Origin of the sequence: Marinobacter sp. 2_MG-2023 (assembly GCF_030546935.1) — a bacterium.
GTDB lineage: Bacteria > Pseudomonadota > Gammaproteobacteria > Pseudomonadales > Oleiphilaceae > Marinobacter.
In genome coordinates, this window is the sequence record NZ_JAUOPH010000001.1 from 363433 (window position 1) to 381395 (window position 17963).

Here is a 17963-nt window from a genome sequence, read left to right on the forward strand (position 1 = left end):
CTAGAAGTCCCGGGTGTAGAAGATATCCAGAGAAGCTGCCAACCCACTGGCAGCTTCTAGATAGAAGTATTTGCCCAGATCATAACGCAACGCCACGGTACTTATGGGTTCAAAAATACCCACTCCGTAACGAATGCTCAGGTCGTCTGTCAGGTAACCACTGGCTACAACGGATGTCTGGTCGCCGCTACCCTCCGCCTCCAGCATGAGCTCGCGAATACCAAAACCTTCTCCAATCTGGCCGGTAACCTTGTTTACCTGGGTCAGTCCCAGAGAAATGGCTGCTCGCCCCATTTGACCATCATCAGCCTGTCCTCCCGGAGCCCGCCCAAGAATCACATAAGATAAGGCATCGGATTGCGGCATATCGGGGCTGGAGAACACCTCGGTCGTAGGTGACTGAATCGGGCCACTCAGTCGAATTCCGGCGACCACAGTGTCCACCTGCCTTACGGCTTCAATGTCGAGGTACGGCTGAGCCAGGTTACCGACAAACAGCAACCTGGCCTGCCGTATTTCAAGCTCCTGGCCATAGGCATCGTATTGACCGTCCACCAACTGAAGGGTACCCCGGGCGTCCATGTCGTTACCGATCCGCAGTGTACCCTCCAGATCGCCGGTCACACCAAACCCGGCAAAGGTCACCTGATCAGCACCTACAACAACCGTAACATCCATATTGATAGACCGAACAAAAGGCTCTCCCTGCTCCACTCCGACAATGACTTCATCTTCAGATACTGAGACAGCCTGCGCCGGCAGCGCTTCTATTAAAATGTCCCCCCGGGGCACTTCAATACGGCCTTCAACACGCAGCCCTCCATCACGGAATGCAATGGTCAGGTCGGGTGCCACTTCGAGATGGGCGTAGGGTTCAATACTAAAGGGTAGTCTTTCACCAGTAATGCGAACCTCACCGCCCGGGGTATCCTGCCAGTCAATATCGCCCCGGATAACGGCTTCGCTTCGAGCGTTGCTACTTACCCGCCCCCGAATATCCGCAGAATATCCGTCAAGCTCAACACTGATAACCACTTCATCCATGGGCAGAGGCAAGCGCGGATCTACCACGTGGCCGTTGGTTAAAGCCACCTCCCCGTGCACAGCAGGCCTCATCAGCGGGCCAGATATGGTCCCTTCACCGTTTACTTCCCCGGCAACTTCTTCAAGACCGGTAAACAAACCGGCTAGAGCAATATCGAGATCACTCAGTTTGAAGCTTCCTTCAACCTGGCGGTCTTCGCTCATAGGGTCCAGCCTCATATCCACAGCAAGCTTACCAAGCTCAGGCCCAGACAAGCGCACCGCGAGATCCGCCTGATCCGGCTTGAGGTCCAGCTCCGTTGTCAGAGTCTCGTAACTCAGGTTCTCCCACTCACCATCCAGCAGCAGCGCAAACCTGCCCTTACCCGCATCCAGCGTTATACGGCCATCGGGGCCATTTCCGTTTGAGGTGAAGTCAATTTTGCCATTGATATCGGAATGCCAACGCATCGTCTCCGGCAGAACCGGGGCCAGAGCTGCAGCAGGAAAATCGTTAATTCGATAGGCTATATCAGGTACAGGCAACAGGGTCTGGTCATCCGCGCAAACAGAACTTTGCTGCCAGCGCCAGCAATGGGCCGCAAAATTAAGTTCGCCATCATCGCCGTATTCCAGCCCTGCGGGAGCCTCCAGCACCCAACTCTGCTCCTGACCGGGTAGATCAATCACGCCCTGTGCGAGCTCACCTTTCCAGGTCGCCCAGCCATCACCCGCAGAGCCTTCAAAGTCCAGCTGCAACCCCATTTCTTCGCGCCGGGCATCAATAGCTACTTCGTGCTCACCCGGGGTGCCCTCAACCCTGACGGCAAGCGACTCGATATTTTGCCCAGCAACGCTAATTCCTTTGCTCTGCAGCTCGGTGTTGAGGCGGAATCCGGAGTCCAGCCTCGCATCAAGACTCAGCGCATCAACCACCAGAAAGTCCTGCCAGCGCAGCTCGGTCGCACTTGCGCTTAATGCCCCAAGGGGGTCATCAGACGTTCCTGTAAGCTCCAGCTTTAGCTCAACCTTGCCACCAAGGCCTGGCAGAACTTTTCCAGGATCTGGCAGTTCCAGGTCCAGGTCAGCTTGCAACTCCTCGCCCCATTGGCCGCTGCCTTCCAGGCGATTATCACCAACAACCAGCTTCAGCTCCGGCACGACCCAGGCACCGGTTGAGGTATCAAGTCGACCGGCCGCAACAGTGGGGCTGGAACGCCATTGGCCCTCCAGGTCCCAGCTGGCTTCCATCGTCGGCACCGACCCATCGGTAAGCTGCCCCTCTGTGGTGACCTGACCACTAAGACTGGCCTCAAGAACCGGCACCCAGTAGCCGGGATTAAAGTCTTTTGCCTCCAGCGCCGCACGCCAGCTCAGCGGCCCGGAAAAATCTACTGCGCCCTCGCCAGAGAGAGAGCCGGCACCCGTCACTGCTGAGAACTCTGTCAGCCGTGCCTGGCTGGCATCGCCTTCAATAACTGTTGCCAACTCCGCGAGACCCTGAGGACCATCTACTTCAGCCGTCAGATTGGCCTGATAGCGACCATCATGCCAGGAAGCACTTCCGTCCAGTGTATGAAGCGAAACAATCGGCTCACTCAGGCCAGGTAGCAGTGAATACCAGGGGAAATCTCTTAGCTGGATATCAGACTGCGCACTGACACCGCCCTGCCACCGCGTGTTGCCGGCGAGCACCAGGGTTTGAGGCGATTTACCGGCCTTATCCTGTGTGGAAAGTTGTAACCGAATATCCCGTGCCTCAGCGGCTGTCACCAAGCCTGCAAGCGCCAGGTCTATCGGCCCTTGCGTACCCTCAAGCATGGCCTGCCCTTGGGTTTTAAATCCGCCCTGCAGGCTACCTGAAGCTTCGACAAACCAATCGTTCAGAACCAGTGTGTCCGGCAAAGCTTCGGCCGCACGGAACTGTTGTGACTCGACTCGCACGCGTGCCGGCAGACTCGAGGCCAGCGGCTGGACCTCCCCCTCTAGTGTTGCATCGAGATAGCCGCGACTCTGGCCCGCGATCGAAAGATCCCGAACGCTGCCGGAAAGCACCAGATCGATTGCCCAGGCATCTCCATAGGGCGGCGGCAAATTCGCGCTTATCTCAAGGCTGACCGGCCAGTCCCGGCGGGTTTCCACGCGACCAGACGCAGCTACGGTATAGTCATCGAGCTGGTAGTAGACGCGTTCAAGTTGCCAGTCAGCTCCCGAACCATCTGCCTCTAGCTCAAATCTGTCCCAAACCTTACTGCCATTGAACGTGAAAGTGCCCAAGCTTACATTATTGACCCTCAGTCCCAGTGGTAGCTCAAGCTCCGGCAGGCTGATATCTCCACTCGAGCTCTGCCCCTCCTCGGATGGCTGCACGCTAACATCCAGCTGCTCTACCTGAAGGGTCTCAAGGCACAGGTGCAGATCAAAAAGACAGGAGGGAGACCAGTCTATGAACGGTGACTCAACCGCCACATCAACACCATACCCCCGCCACTGGAGGCTATCCGCCTGCCAGATTCCGAACAGGGAGCCACGATCATTAACCGCTTCAAGCCCGGGTATCTGATTGATAACCCAGGCGGTCCCCGTCTCGGAGCGCAACGCCAGCAAAATTGCCGACACCAGTACAACCGGCAAAAGCACCAACAATCCAAGCAGCAAAAGAAGCCAGAACCTGATGCGACCACCACGCTTGCGCTGAGGCTTCTGTGCGCCGTCCGGAGTTCCCTGGCCTTCAAGAGCTTCGGTCACAGTTCAGGCCCCATCGAAAAGTGAATCCGCCACCCACCACCGAATTCGGGGTTCAAACCCTTGGCGATATCAAGACGCAGGGGCCCAAGGGGGCTGAGCCAGCGAATACCGGCACCCGCGCCAGTAGCAAGGGGATCAAGCAGATCATTGATAGCGTTGCCATGATCAACAAACAACGCGGCTCGCCATTTGTCTGCGAACTGATACTGATATTCAGCACTACCCACCAGAATGTAACGCCCGCCAACTTTGACACCGTTCTCGTTCTCCGGGGACAGGCTCTCGTAGGCATACCCGCGCACACTCTGGTCACCACCGGCGAAGAAGCGCAGTGAAGGAGGCACATCCTCAAACCGGCTAGTCGCAACGCCGCCCAACTGAAAACGGGATAAAAAGCGGTGCTTGCCAGCCAATGTGAACAAACCCTTGGCAATGGCGTTCACGTGCAATATGTCCACACTGGAAAGGACTGCCCTGTGAGAGCCGCTCACATCGGCCTGCAAACGATACCCCTTGGTCGGGTCCAGCGCAGAGTCAACATGCAGCTTGGAATAGCCGACACCCGGCAACAGCAGCGAGCTCGTTCCTTTTTCATCATCGCCAATATTGAAGCGCTCCCCCTCCCAACGCAGGGACAACACCTGCAACCACCCATGATCAAGTTGGTGTTGCCATTGCTGCCCAAACGTCAGCAGCTCAGACTCGACGTTCTCGATGTCTTCGCGCTGATAGCCTGCAGTAAAACGAATCAGGTCCGTCATGGGAGGGTCCAGCGGCAGCTCATACCAGGTGCTCAGGTTCTGCCTGGGTTCGGATAACTCTGTTTCGGCCCCACGCCGGTGCCCCATCGGGTTGATCCAGTGCTCGCGCCAAGTGCCCCGAAAGCGAGGCCCGACATCCGTGGAAAACCCAAGGCCAGCTGCCAGCGACCGGGGATCTCTTCGAGTCACGTCGACCCGTACTGGAATAACACCATCCTCTGCGCTCCCCGGTGTCGCATCGATATCCACGCCCGAGAAATAACCGCTGCCGAGAAGATCACTGTTGAGCTTGGCGATTTCGTCCGCGTGATAGGGAATGCCTGGCTCAAACGTAACAAAATCATCAAGAAGACCAGTTTCAAACCAGTGTCCTTCCCCATACGTAACGTCACCGAGCCGATAGCGTTCACCGCTTTCAAACACAATAACAATGTTGGCAATGCCAGCCTCCGGATCAACCTCCAGAGTACGAGTCTCGAAGCGGCCATCAAAGTACCCGCGACGCCGGGCCCGGGTCTGAAGCGCATTCCTGAGGTTAGTGTATTCACCGTGATTGAGAATATCGCCTTCTGCAGGGTGCACAGGCAGATCGTCGGTAAAGCTTTCGTCTGAAGCTCCCGCACCTCGAATCTCGACCACTCGGGATTTGATTCGCACCGGATCTCCGGGAGTAATATCCAGGACCAGTCGGGCAAGTTCTTCTGACTCGCTCTCTTCGACTTTCCAGTTCACCGTTGGGCTGTAATAGCCCAGAGCGCGCAATGCCTTACTGGCCTGCTTCACTGCCGTCGATGCATAACGGCGCAAATTGTCAGCACTTCGACCCTCGACCTCGCCAATAAACGCTTCAGCGTTATCCTCAAGCCCCGGATAGTCACCTTTAACCTTAACTTCAACTTGTTGCGCCTGGCTCAAAGAGGACCACAGGAGCAGCAGCCCAAAAAGCCGGATTCGGCCCGATTTCAAATTGTGATCAAGTGATTGCATCCGGCTGTTTCAGTGTTGGTCGTGATGGGAACGATGAAAGTGATTATCGGTCAAGCGTGAGAGTTTAATGCCAGGCGGTCAAGTTAATCCACGCCCGAGCAAGTCGTCCGCCGGGTTCAAATACGCTAACCTGTCAGATGAACGATAACTGCTATTACACCACAGAGGACGGATGCCAGCGAATGCTGAAAATTAACCGCGAGAACCTGAAGTCCAGCCATCAACTTATCTGGTTCATTATTGACTTCCTGATGCTGGGACTGCTCATCATCAACCTCGCGTTCATTATCTGGGACTCCGTCTATAACTTCGTTGCCATCCAAAACGCGTTAAAAGAACATCTGCCAGCATTCCAGGCCGCTTATCACCCGGTGCACGAAAACTTCATCCTATACGATGCAGTGTTCGTTGCGATCTTCCTGACCGAGTTTTTCGTGCGCTGGGGCTATGCAATCAGGGCCAAGGTGTACGACCGCTGGTACTTTTATCCCTTTATCCACTGGTATGACGTGATTGGATGTATACCCGTAGGAAGCCTGAGGTTCTTAAGGATTCTGCGGGTTATTTCCATTATCTACCGCCTGCATCAGTACAAGATAATCGATGTTACCAGCACCGGAGTTTTCCGCTTTGTAAATTTCTACTACGAAGCTTTTATGGAAGAACTTTCCGATCGCATCGTGAACAAGGTATTGAGCGGCGTTCAACACGAAATAACGCTCGGCTCACCTCTCTTCGAGAAAGTCCAGAACGAGATCCTCTACCCGCGGCGAGAAATGCTGACTGAATGGATCTCCCAACGCGTGGCTCAGGCCGCAAAAGAAGGTTATGTCCCCAACCGCGGTGCACTGAGAACTTATCTTGAGGACAGGGTTGACCATGCACTGAAGCAGAACGTGGAACTTTCACGGCTGAAATACCTACCGGTTGTGGGATCAACGATCAAGGAAACCCTTGAAGATGCGGTGGGCGATATTGTTGCCAATGTTATCCAGCAGATTCTGGAAGACCTGGCCTCCTCTTCGAACCATGCGTTTATCGAGGACATAGTAAACGCGTTTATCCGCGGGCCGGGGCAACCTGATAGTAAAGACGCAAGGAACGAAGCGCTGATCGCACTCATTATTGAAATTATTGACGCTATCAAAGGGCAGGTCAGAGTCAAGCGCTGGCGAGAGCAACTTCCCTAGAGCCTGAACCTGAATCAAACCCCGCTTCTTGCATATCGGGAACAAATAAGCGCCTAATGCAAGCTGGTTTCCGGAACAGCGAGCAATCGACCTATGGATTACCGCACCTACCGTAAAAGACTGCAGAACCAGTTTCCCGAGCCCGTTCTCGCATTTGAGCCTGGCGAATATGAGGCACGGCTTGCTTCAGTTCGCCGAAAAATGGCTAAAGCCGATCTTGACCTATTATTGCTGACGGAAGCCGGAGAGTTATGTTATCTGACCGGGTACACCACCTTCGAGGTTTCGGTTCAGTGCGTTCTTCTTGTTTCAGCTGATCGAACCGTGCTGTTCGTACCGGCCATCGAAATCGGGCCCGCGGTTTATCTGAGCCGGGTGGACGAGGTTATCGGTTATCCATGGCAGGCACCCGAGACGGTAGCCCGCGAACTCGCTGTGCAGGTACGTCGAGCGGCCACTAAACCTGCCCCTCGAATAGGGTTCAATCCTTGGGCGGGTTCCTTTCGACCAGGGCTGCTTGTGGCTCTCAAAAATGAGTTGGACACAGCAAAGTTTATGGATTTCGGCACGCTGATCGATCGTGTCCGCCTGGTAAAATCCCCTGCCGAAATAGACTATCTCACTGAAAGCGCAACCATCACAGGTGCCGGCCTGGACGCGGCAGCGGCTGTCATACGAGCAGGTATCATTGACCACGAAATCGCGCAGGCTGGTGCCAGCACCATGCTGGGGGCTGGCAGCGAGTTCATGAGCATGCAACCCATTGTGACGACCGGCGCCCGTAGCGGAATCATTCATACCAACCATGCCGGTTATGAGGTCGCTCGGGGTGACGTGGTATTCACCGAATTTGGTGCGGTTCGCCGGCGCTATACCGCACCAATGATGCGAACGGCCGTAGTCGGTGAAGCTTCGGCTGAGATTCGTGAATTCCATGAAACTTGTATACAGGTGCTCGAAGCGGTGATGTCAGCCGCACGAGCCGGTTCAAGCTTCGCCTCAGCTGCCCGAGCCGGAGAGACCGCACTCGAGCCGATTGCCGATCGAGCCTTTTTCTCCGGCGTATTTGGCTATCCGGTCGGCGTGGCATTTCCACCATCCTGGGTGGCCGGTTCGATGTTTATCGCAACTGACAACGAGGCCATTCTGGAAGAAAATATGGTATTTCATTTGCCGATCTGCCTGCGCAAGCCGGGGGAATTTGGCATTGGATTCAGCGAAACTGTGCGGATCACCGCAACAGGGGCCGAGCGGATCACCACAAATTCCCTGTCTCTCCAGGAGATTTTGTTATAGCCACGGGAACTCTGACAGGCAAATTTGAACCCTGCCTGGTAAGACAGGATACGGACGGAGAGGAAATTCGAGACTCGAAAAGCAAAAAGGCAGATCAGTAAGTTACTGATCTGCCTTTTTATATGGTAGCGGGGGCTGGATTCGAACCAACGACCTTCGGGTTATGAGCCCGACGAGCTACCAGACTGCTCCACCCCGCATCAAACTGGTTGTTGCCGGGTTGCCCCGATCAACGTGCGCGTATATTAAGGACTCGTGAGAGCTTTGTCAACTCAAGTTTTCAAACAGGTCATTGGGGTAATGCAGAGTTTCCTCAACCGTTGCAAGGTAAGGTTTACAGAACCCCACTTGCTCTATCGCTTCTTGCACAGGCCGAAAAGATTTTCGGTGTTCTGGCGTCACGCCCAGACGGAATAAGGCTTCCAGATGCACAGGGGTGGGATAGCCTTTGTGTTGTGCAAAACCAAAGCCCGGGTATTTCAGCTCGAAAGCTTCCATCTCCCTGTCGCGGGTTACTTTGGCAAGTATGGATGCCGCACTGATCGCTTCTACCCGGCTATCCCCTTTTACCACGGGTTCTGAGGGCCAGTGCCACTCCGGGCACTTGTTTCCGTCCACAAGCACATATTCAGGCGATACACCAAGGCCTGCGACAGCCCGTTCCATCGCGATCATCGTGGCCTGATAGATATTGATCTGATCAATCTCGCTTGCTTCACAGCGGCCTAGACTCCAGGCTGTGGCGTGCTCGAGGATTTCGTCATAGAGCGCATTGCGCTTTTTCTCTGTGAGCTTTTTCGAGTCCGCCAGCCCCGTAATGGGCCGCTCGGGATCGAGAATCACAGCGGCAGTTACCACCGCGCCTACAAGGGGCCCACGACCTACTTCATCAACACCGGCCAGAAGCCTTCCTTGATAGGCACATTCAAAAGGTGGTAGCGCTGGAGCCTTGGCCATCTAGTGAACCCTCTCTTCAACAAGCCGGGAAATTGCCTGGGCCGCCTTCTCATCGGCATCCTGTCTCAAGGTATGGTGGAGCTCTGTGAACGCTTCGACAAGTCGTTCACGCTCCTCCTGATTCTCCATGCACTCCAGCACAGCTGCGCCAAGGGATTCGGGCGTTGCGTCATCCTGCAGGAGCTCACGAACCAAGGGTTTCCTTGCCAGCAAATTGGGTAATGAAACGTGAGGCACTTTAACCAGACGGGAAACGAGCGCGTAGCTGAAGTTGCTCAGCCGATAACCCACCACCATAGGTTTCTTCAGCAACATGGCTTCAAGGGTCGCGGTTCCGGAAGCGAGCAACACAACGTCTGAAGCAGCCATAACTTCACGCGAGCGCCCCCTCACTATGGTGACCTGTAGTTTTACCTCAAGTGCTTCGATAAGGTCGCGCACTTGTTGCTCCCGCTCACGGTTAACACAAGGAATGATCAGCTGCACATCCGGGCGCTTACTCTGAATCCAACGCGCAGCTTCCAGAAATAGAGTCCCCAGGCGCTCAACTTCTCCAGCTCGGCTTCCTGGTAAAACAGCCAACAAGGGAACATTCTCATCAAGCCCCAGTTCCTGGCGAGCCCTGCCCGTCTCTGGAACGATAGGGATTCGGTCTGCAAGCGGATGCCCTACAAAAGCAACGGGCACCTTGTGCTCTTCATAAAACCTGGCCTCAAATGGCAACAGGGTGAGCATTAGATCAACTGATTTGGCAATTTTAAATATCCGCTTCTGCCGCCATGCCCAAACAGACGGACTGACGTAATGAACAGATGGGATACCCGCTTCACGGCAACGCCGCTCAATGGCAAGAGTGAAATCCGGGGAATCAATACCAATAACCACATCTGGCGGCGTAGCAAAGAAATAACTTAAAAGGCGGGCCCGGATACTGAAGAGTTCTCGTATGCGGCCAAGAACTTCCACCAGCCCCATTATGGACAGGCGTTCCATGGGAACCAGAGAGTGAAAGCCTTCGGCGATCATCTCATCGCCGCCGATGCCGACAAAGCGCGCATTCGGATACCGGTTGCGAAGCGAGCGAATCAGGCCTGCGCCGAGAATATCCCCCGACGCCTCACCTGCAATAATTCCAAAGGTTATCCTACGATCACTGACAACCGGGGTCAGAGGCTGGTCCATCTAGAAGGGCTCCTGCCCGCTCAGCGGATTATTCCGCGATGAGCTCCTCGCAGGGAGTCAATTAGCACGCGCACTTCCGGCGTATCCGAATAAGCATCTTCCAGCGCTTCGACGGCCTGTTCTGTGGTAAGACCCTGACGGTAGATAACCTTATAGGCACGCCTCAGGGTCATCAGTACTTCTTTACTGAACCCGCGCCGCTTTAGGCCTTCGACATTCATACCGTGGGGCTCCGCTGACTGTCCAGCAGCCATGACGTAGGCCGGAATATCCTTCAGAACGATACTTCCCCCCGCCGCCATGCTATGAGGCCCTATATGGCAGAATTGGTGCACCATGGTGCCGCCACCAAGAATAGCGTAATCGCCGACCGTTACATGGCCAGCAAGCGTTGCGCAGTTGGCAAGAATGATGTTGTCGCCGATAACACAGTCATGGGCCACATGCACATAGGCCATCAGCAGATTGTCACTGCCAATACGGGTTTCACCCTGATCCTGTACAGTACCCCTGTGGATCGTACAATTTTCGCGGATCACGTTATTGTCGCCGATAATCAGCGTGGTCGGCTCTCCGGCGTATTTTTTGTCCTGGCACTCTTCACCGACACTGCAAAACTGAAAAACCCGGTTATTCCGACCAATTACGGTTGGCCCTTTAACAACCACATGGGAAAGAATTTCTGTACCTTCACCAATCTCTACATTTGGGCCGATATAGCTCCACGGGCCAACCGTTACGTTATCCGCAAGTTTGGCTGACGGGTCTACAATCGCCTGAGGATGGACACCCGACCAATCATTTGTCGCCATCAAACTTCTCTCTCAGCGGTCAGTATCTCTGCCACACAAACGACTTCACCGTCGACCAGTGCGCGGCAATCGAATTTATAAATTCCACGTTTGCCCGAAATAAGTTCCGACTCCATACACAGGCGGTCGCCCGGCCGCACCGGGCGCTTGAAGCGCGCCTTACTGGACCCGGCTAAATACTGTACCACTCCGTCTGCAGGTTTCCGACCCACAGTCACAAAACCAAGAATACCGGAAAGCTGAGCCATGGCCTCAATAAGCAATACACCCGGCATAATCGGGTTTTCCGGGAAATGACCAGTAAAGAACGGCTCGTTAAAGGAGATATTTTTGTAGCCTTTGATCGATTTGGACTTTTCAATCTCGGTAACCCGGTCCACCAGCAAAAACGGGTAGCGGTGCGGCAGATACTCCAGTATTTCATTGATATACATCATTTTATCGGCCTCAGCCCTCTAATTTCTTTTCCAACTCTTTAATGCGCCGCGCCAGAGCATCGAGCTGGCGGAAACGAACGGCGTTTTTACGCCATTGCCGGTTCTTGTCTGCGCTGGTTCCGGAGGAGTAGACACCAGGCTCCCGAATGTCGCCGGTCACCAGAGTCATACCCGTCAGGTGAACCTGGCTTGCAATATCCAGGTGCCCAGCCACTCCGGAGGCTCCTCCGAACACACAGTGGCTGCCAATCTTCGTGCTGCCCGCAATCCCGACCATAGCCGCCATCGCGCTATGATCACCGATACGAACGTTATGAGCGATCTGAATAAGGTTATCAAGTTTGACGCCATTTCCGATCACGGTGTCATCAAGGGCGCCACGGTCAATCGTAGTATTCGCACCAACTTCAACGTCATTACCAAGAATAACGCGCCCGAGTTGCGCGATCCTGTGCCACTGACCTTTTTCATTAGCAAAGCCGAACCCGTCGGAGCCTATCACTGCGCCGCTAAGGATATGGCACCGCTCCCCTACAACCACATCGTGAGCCAGGGTGACCCTGGAACGGAGAACAGAACCAGCTCCGATCCTGCTCCGAGCCCCGATTACACTGCCAGGTCCAATAACAACTTGCTCATCAACCACAACGCCGGCTTCGATAACAGCATTGGGGCCAACACTGGCGCTGGCCGCTACTTTTGCCGTCGCATCAACCACGGCTGCAGGATGAATACCTGGCGGCGCGACGGGGGCTGGGTCGAACCAGTGGCTAAGACGAGCATAGCCCAGGTACGGATTATCGAGTAACAGGACATTGGTCTGACCGTCACCCGCGGCCACAGGCGACATAATAACAGCCGCAGCCCGGGTATCTGCCAGGTGCTTGGCATAGGTAGGATTCGCCAGAAAACTGATTTGCTCGGGGCCAGCTGCCTGAAGAGTCGCAAGGCCCGAAACCCGGATCTCAGGATCTCCGCGAAGCTCTGCCCCCAGAGCATTTGCGATCTCTCCAAGCCGGTAAGACTGTTCTGTCATCACTCGCTCCACAAGCGCTCGCAAGCCCGAGGGCTCTCCGGCAGGAATTAACGGTTCAGCTTATCCAGAAGCTGTGAGGTCAGGTTCATGTCCGGCTTCACGTAAACAACGGCTTCGCTCGGCAGAATCAGATCAAGATCGTTTTCGTCTACCAGCTCTTTTACCGCCGCGTCTACTTCCGGACGAGCCTCTTCAAGAAATGCCTGTTTGCGCTGATTAACAGTAGAATCCAGACGCTGTTTGAGAAAGTTAAACTCTTTGACCTTCTCCTGGAATTCACTTGCAAGCTTGTTACGCTCACTTTCGTTCATCATTGCACCGTCTTTTTCCAGACGCTCTTTGAGTTCGCGAGCAAACTCCTGGGTTGCGCGAACTTTTTCCTCATCGCCAGCAAAGTCTTTCTGAAGACTTTCACTGAAAATCTTGGCATCGTTCGAAGAGAACAGAGCCTGACGCAGGTCTACAACGCCAATGCGGGTTTCAGCCATTGCGGGTAATGCCAGCGCCATCGCTGCAACAAACATCAACACGGTTCTGAACATAATGGGTCTCCTGAGTTTCACTCGTTATTGTTTCACGTATTTCTGGTTCAGAATGTCTGACCAAGCGAGAATTGGAATATCTGGGTATCGTCACCATCCTTGTCGTTGAGCGGCTTGGCAAGGCTGAATGCCAGAGGACCCACTGCCGTAATCCACTGAAACCCAATACCTGCGGACAAACGCAATTCCGACAATTCCGCGTCATAACCTCGATCCGTATCAAATACCTGCCCTGCATCGACAAAGAACGCCGTGCGCATAGACCGGGTATCACCGGCAAATGGAGTCGGGAAAATCAGCTCCATAGAACCTTCGGTGAGAAAATTACCACCAAAAGGATCCGGGTCCGAAAAATCATTGGCCGCGTTGGTGGCGAGTGGACCGAGCGAGTTAGCCTGATAACCTCTTACCGAACCATACCCGCCTGCATAGAAGTGTTCGTAGAACGGCATCACCGAACGGTCACCGTAGCCATCACCATAGCCGATATCCGTTCTTGTCCGAAACACCCATCGACCAGTGTCTGACAGAGGGAAGTAGAAGTCGGTTTTGTGGCTGGCCTTGTAGAACGTAAGGTCGCTTCCAGGCACAGCAACATCCAACGACAGCGAGTGACTGTAACCTTTTGTCGGCAACACACCCCGGTTGAGGGTACTGCGGCGCCAGCTACCGAACAAAAAGTAATTATTAAAGGAGTCACCCTCCTCCTCTATGAAGTCAGTCACTTCTTGCGAAGTATATGTACCGCCTTTGACTTTAGAAAGTGTGTATCCAACGCCGAAGTTCAGCCGCGTAATATTGTCAGTAGGATAGCCAAACGTAAGGCGACCACCGTACTCATCCAGGAGGTAGGAAGTAATGTCTTCTTCTTCGAAGTCGGTTTCACGACCAAAGATACTGAACCCGCGGCTTACACCATCTACGGTGTAGTAGGGGTCTGTATAACCAATATTGGCACTCTTGACCGAATCACTGACATTCACACCGAACGACACACGTTTACCCGTGCCGAAGAAGTTATTTTCGGAAACGTTGGCGCCAAGAATCACACCGGAATCCTGAGAGAAACCCACGGATGCGGAGAGACTGCCCGTAGGCTGCTCTTCTACCGAATAGTTCACATCGACCAGATCGTCAGTTCCAGGCACCGGAACAGTTTCCACATTGACCGTCTGGAAGAAACCCAACCGCTCCAGCCGGGTCTTGGAAAACTCGATGCGATCCGAGGAGGCAATCCCGCCCTCCATCTGGGTCATTTCCTGGCGCAGGACGTCATCGCGAGTGGAAACGTTGCCGTCGAAGTTAATGCGGCGAACATAAGCCCGCTTACCTGGCTCAACATAAAACGTAACGGCAGCGGTGTTACCTTCACCTGGTTCAGGCACGGCATTCACATTGGCAAAGGCATAACCTTCTCTACCCAACCGGAACGACAGTGTTTCAGAAATTGCGGTCATGCGGGCACGGGAGAAAACATCTCCCTCACTCACGGGAATCAGCTCACGCAGCTCCTCTTCATCAACAATGAGATTACCGCGAAGCCGGATCTCGGATATTGTGTACTGAGGCCCTTCGTTCAATGCTATTGCGATAAAGACCTGGCGTTTGTCCGGCGAAATGGACACCTGGCTGGACTCTACATTGAAATCCAGGTAGCCGCGATCGAGGTAGAACGAGCGCAGTGTTTCAAGGTCGCCACTCAGGCGTTCCCGGGCATACTTGTCTGCGTTGGTTAGGGAATTCCACCAGCTGCTGGTTTGCAGCTCGAACAGGTCGCGCAATTGCTCATCGCTGAATTCCTGGTTACCCACCAGGTTGATGTGCCGGATAGCTGCAACCGTACCTTCGTTAATATCCAGCCGAATGGCTACTCGATTACGCGGCAGCACTTCAGCGGTTGCTTTTACCCTGGCGTTATAGCGACCTTGGCCAATGTAGGAGCGCAAAATCTCCAGCTCAAGCCGCTCCAGCGTTGCCCGCCTGAAAACCTGGCCTTCCTGAAGGCCGGCACCCGCCAGCGCATCCATAAGCATGTCGGTTTCGATATTCTTGTTACCTTCGATTTCGATCGAAGCGATCGAAGGCCGCTCGCGTACCGACAGGATAAGAATACCGGCGTCACGGCTGGCCTCTATATCGGTGAACAGCCCGGTCCGGAACAGTGATTTGATTGCATCTGCCAGTTCGGCTTCGTCCATCTGTTCGCCGATATTGACGGGAAAAGCGGAAAACACAGAACCCGCAGAAACACGCTGCAAGCCTTCCACCTCGATGTCTGCAACCGTAAATTCATCTGCAAGTGCTGGCGTCATGCCGGTTGCGGCAACAGCGAGGCCAACGGCTAAACCTAGAAGAGAACGTCTCATTCAATTATTTCGCCTGGTTAATGCGCGTAAGGAGCCCGCAATTCTCACAACCGCATCAGGTCGTTGTAAAGAGCAAACACCATTAATGTAAGGATCATTGCCATACCAATTCGTAATCCTATGGCCTGAACCTCGTCCGATAGCGGTTTTTTGCGGATTGCCTCGATCGTGTAGTAAACGATGTGACCACCATCCAGAACCGGTACAGGCAACAAATTAAGAATACCCAGACTGACACTGAGATAAGCCAGGAAACGAATAAAACCTTCAAACCCGGAACTGACACTGGCCTCTGCCACCCGGGCTATCGTTATCGGGCCACTGAGGTTACTGGGGGAAAGTAGCCCTGTAACCATTTTTTTGATGGCAACAAGCGTGAGGCGGGTATCCGCCCAGGTTTCATCCAGAGCAACGGGAATTGCCGCCAGAGGGCCATAGCGGACATCGCGCAACACATGTTCAGGCCAGGAAACAGTCTCAACCCCCGCACCGACGAATCCGATTATTTGTCCATTATCCTGTTTTTTTGCTTCTGGCGTAATCTGCACAGATTGCTCAGAGCCTGCTCGCTGGATGACAAGGGCCAGTGTTTGCCCAGGCGCATTGCGAATGAAATCAACGAGCTCAAACCAGTTTGCCACGGGCTGTTCATTCACAGCCAGAATACGATCTCCAGTGCGCAAGCCTGCCGCCTGGGCACGACCGCCATCTGAAATTTGCCCGAGAACGGCTGGCACATCCGGTCGCCAGGGCGTAATGCCGAACTCTGCTAGTGGGTCAGGTGTATCTTCACTCAGACGCCAGCCGCCAAGTTCACCACTCACGGTTCCACGAGCGCCACCACTGGATACAGCCAGAGTTATCACTCCCTGCTCACCCGCTCGCTCAAGAATTCGCATATTCACGTCGCGCCAGGAACTTATCCGGTGCCCGTCAATCGCGTGAATCTCCATACCTTCCTGCAACCCAACCTGCCGGGCAACGCTTTTATCAGCAACATCCCCGACAATTGGTGCAATGTGAGTAACGCCCACTACACTGAGCAGCCAGTATGCAAAAATTGCGAACATAAAATTAGCAACAGGGCCAGCTGCCGCAATGGCAATCCGTTGGGATGGAGGCTTGGAGGTGAAAGCCTGATCTCTGAGCTCTTCAGGAACCGGCCCTTCTCGCTCATCAAGCATTTTGACGTAACCGCCCAGCGGGATAGCCGCTATGGCGAACTCGGTACCATGACGGTCAAACCACGAAAACAGCGGCTTACCGAAGCCCACTGAAAAGCGAAGTACCTTCACACCACAACGACGCGCTACCCAGAAATGGCCATACTCATGGAGGGTGACGAGTATGCCCAGGGTAAGCGCAAGGGCGAGTACGGTTTGAATAATTTGCATATCTTTCCTGGTATTGGCGCCAGCCCGGTGAAATTCTTTGCCTTACATCAGACAGTTAACAAAGCTATCTGTTCCTGCGCCCTTTGCCGCGCTTCTGAGTTTTTCGCGAAGATGATATCAAAACTGTCTGCGGGCACCACCGGCGTTGCCGCAAGAGTTCTCTGAATAACAACCGGTATGTCCGTAAAAGCCAGATTTCCCTTAAGGAACTCAGCTACCGCAACCTCATTTGCTGCGTTCAGAACCGCAGGCGCTGTGCCACCCACCTCAAAAGCTTCAGCCGCCAAGCGCAGACAGGGAAACCGTTCCAGGTCCGGCCGCTCAAAGTGAAACCGTCCGATACGGAACAGGTCCAGCGGCGCTACCCCGGCATCAATACGTTCGGGCCACGCCAGCCCATTGGCAATCGGTGTACGCATATCCGGGCTGCCCAACTGAGCCAGCACAGAACCATCGGCATACTCTACCATGGAGTGAATGATACTTTCCGGATGTACATGAACCTCGATCCGGTCTGGCGTGACGTTAAACAGCCAGCAAGCCTCAATCAGCTCAAGCCCCTTATTCATCAGGGTTGCCGAGTCCACGGAGATCTTCTGTCCCATGGACCAGTTCGGGTGAGCGCAGGCCTGAGCCGGCGTAACAGAGCGCAGGGCTTCTGAGGTGTGCTCGCGGAAAGGCCCGCCGGACGCTGTCAGCAGAACGCGGGTGATGCCCGCGGCGTCTGGATCCCGGATCTTATCGGGGGGCAAACACTGGAAGATGGCGTTGTGCTCGGAGTCGATGGGCAACAACTCGGCGCCAGAAGCAGATACCGCGTCCATAAAAAGCTTGCCGGACATCACCAACGCTTCTTTGTTGGCCAGCAAAACCCGTTTACCAGCGCGAACAGCTGCAAGAGTAGGCGCAAGCCCCGCTGCACCCACTATGGCCGCCATAACGGTGCAGGCTTCCGGAGCGGAAGCAACGTCACACAACCCGGGCTCACCACTCAGGACGGAAATATCTGGGAGCTCCCAAAGCAGTTCTGTCAGTTTTTCCGCCGCTTGCGCATCTGCCATTACAGCTACTTTGGGACGGAACTCACGGCATAGCGCGGCGAGTTCCTCAGAACGGGTTCCAGCCGTCAGGGCATAAACGGAGAATCGTCCGGGGTGACGGCGAACAACATCCAGAGTGGAGAGCCCGATTGACCCTGTGGCCCCGAGAATCGTAATAGAACGAGAGGCCAT

At 54.5% G+C, this 17963-nt stretch carries 13 protein-coding genes and 1 tRNA gene; 2 read left to right on the forward strand and 12 right to left on the reverse strand.

The features are described from left to right. Both Q4501_RS01645 and Q4501_RS01650 read right to left on the reverse strand, forming a co-directional pair. Window positions 1–3771, reverse strand: coding sequence for a translocation/assembly module TamB domain-containing protein (locus tag Q4501_RS01645; RefSeq protein WP_303593601.1), 3771 nt, complete (start codon window positions 3769–3771; stop codon window positions 1–3). Continuing rightward, window positions 3768–5519, reverse strand: coding sequence for an autotransporter assembly complex family protein (locus Q4501_RS01650; RefSeq protein WP_303593602.1), 1752 nt, complete (start codon window positions 5517–5519; stop codon window positions 3768–3770). Before Q4501_RS01650 ends, Q4501_RS01645 begins: the two co-directional genes overlap by 4 nt. A 182-nt stretch (window positions 5520–5701) precedes the next feature. On the opposite strand from Q4501_RS01650, the gene Q4501_RS01655 reads away from it, so the two are divergent. Both Q4501_RS01655 and Q4501_RS01660 read left to right on the forward strand, forming a co-directional pair. Next, complete coding sequence (locus Q4501_RS01655; protein WP_303593604.1) at window positions 5702–6709, forward strand: hypothetical protein; 1008 nt, start codon at window positions 5702–5704, stop codon at window positions 6707–6709. A 93-nt stretch (window positions 6710–6802) separates the two neighbouring features. After that, entirely contained in the window at window positions 6803–8005 is a 1203-nt protein-coding gene (locus Q4501_RS01660; RefSeq protein ID WP_303593606.1) for a Xaa-Pro peptidase family protein, read from the forward strand. A gap of 123 nt (window positions 8006–8128) precedes the next feature. On the opposite strand, the gene Q4501_RS01665 is transcribed toward Q4501_RS01660, so the two are convergent. From Q4501_RS01665 to ispC, 10 genes are all read right to left on the reverse strand, one after another. Next, window positions 8129–8205, reverse strand: a tRNA-Met gene (locus Q4501_RS01665). A 67-nt stretch (window positions 8206–8272) separates the two neighbouring features. Continuing rightward, window positions 8273–8962, reverse strand: a complete 690-nt coding sequence (rnhB, locus tag Q4501_RS01670) for a ribonuclease HII (protein WP_303593607.1) — start codon at window positions 8960–8962, stop codon at window positions 8273–8275. Next, window positions 8963–10144 carry a lipid-A-disaccharide synthase gene (gene lpxB / locus Q4501_RS01675; protein WP_303593609.1) on the reverse strand — a complete coding sequence of 394 codons (1182 nt, stop codon included), beginning with the start codon at window positions 10142–10144 and terminating at the stop codon, window positions 8963–8965. Window positions 10145–10164: 20 nt separating this feature from the next. Further along, window positions 10165–10956, reverse strand: a complete 792-nt coding sequence (gene lpxA, locus Q4501_RS01680; protein ID WP_303593611.1) for an acyl-ACP--UDP-N-acetylglucosamine O-acyltransferase — start codon at window positions 10954–10956, stop codon at window positions 10165–10167. Beyond that, complete coding sequence (gene fabZ / locus Q4501_RS01685) at window positions 10956–11393, reverse strand: 3-hydroxyacyl-ACP dehydratase FabZ (RefSeq protein WP_303593613.1); 438 nt, start codon at window positions 11391–11393, stop codon at window positions 10956–10958. Before fabZ ends, lpxA begins: the two co-directional genes overlap by 1 nt. 10 nt (window positions 11394–11403) lie before the next feature. Next, on the reverse strand, window positions 11404–12429 hold the full coding sequence (gene lpxD / locus Q4501_RS01690; protein ID WP_303593614.1) for a UDP-3-O-(3-hydroxymyristoyl)glucosamine N-acyltransferase: 1026 nt from the start codon (window positions 12427–12429) through the stop codon (window positions 11404–11406). A gap of 47 nt (window positions 12430–12476) precedes the next feature. After that, on the reverse strand, window positions 12477–12971 hold the full coding sequence (locus Q4501_RS01695) for an OmpH family outer membrane protein (protein ID WP_303593616.1): 495 nt from the start codon (window positions 12969–12971) through the stop codon (window positions 12477–12479). Between the two features lie 47 nt (window positions 12972–13018). Continuing rightward, the gene (gene bamA / locus Q4501_RS01700; RefSeq protein ID WP_303593617.1) at window positions 13019–15337 is read right to left on the reverse strand and encodes an outer membrane protein assembly factor BamA; all 2319 of its coding nucleotides are present in this window, start codon (window positions 15335–15337) and stop codon (window positions 13019–13021) included. Window positions 15338–15381: 44 nt separating this feature from the next. Further along, window positions 15382–16731: an RIP metalloprotease RseP gene (gene rseP / locus Q4501_RS01705; RefSeq protein WP_303593618.1), complete on the reverse strand. Its 1350-nt coding sequence runs from the start codon at window positions 16729–16731 to the stop codon at window positions 15382–15384. Between the two features lie 47 nt (window positions 16732–16778). Beyond that, window positions 16779–17963 (reverse strand): 1-deoxy-D-xylulose-5-phosphate reductoisomerase, encoded by a 1185-nt coding sequence (gene ispC, locus Q4501_RS01710; RefSeq protein ID WP_303593619.1) that lies wholly within the window; start codon window positions 17961–17963, stop codon window positions 16779–16781.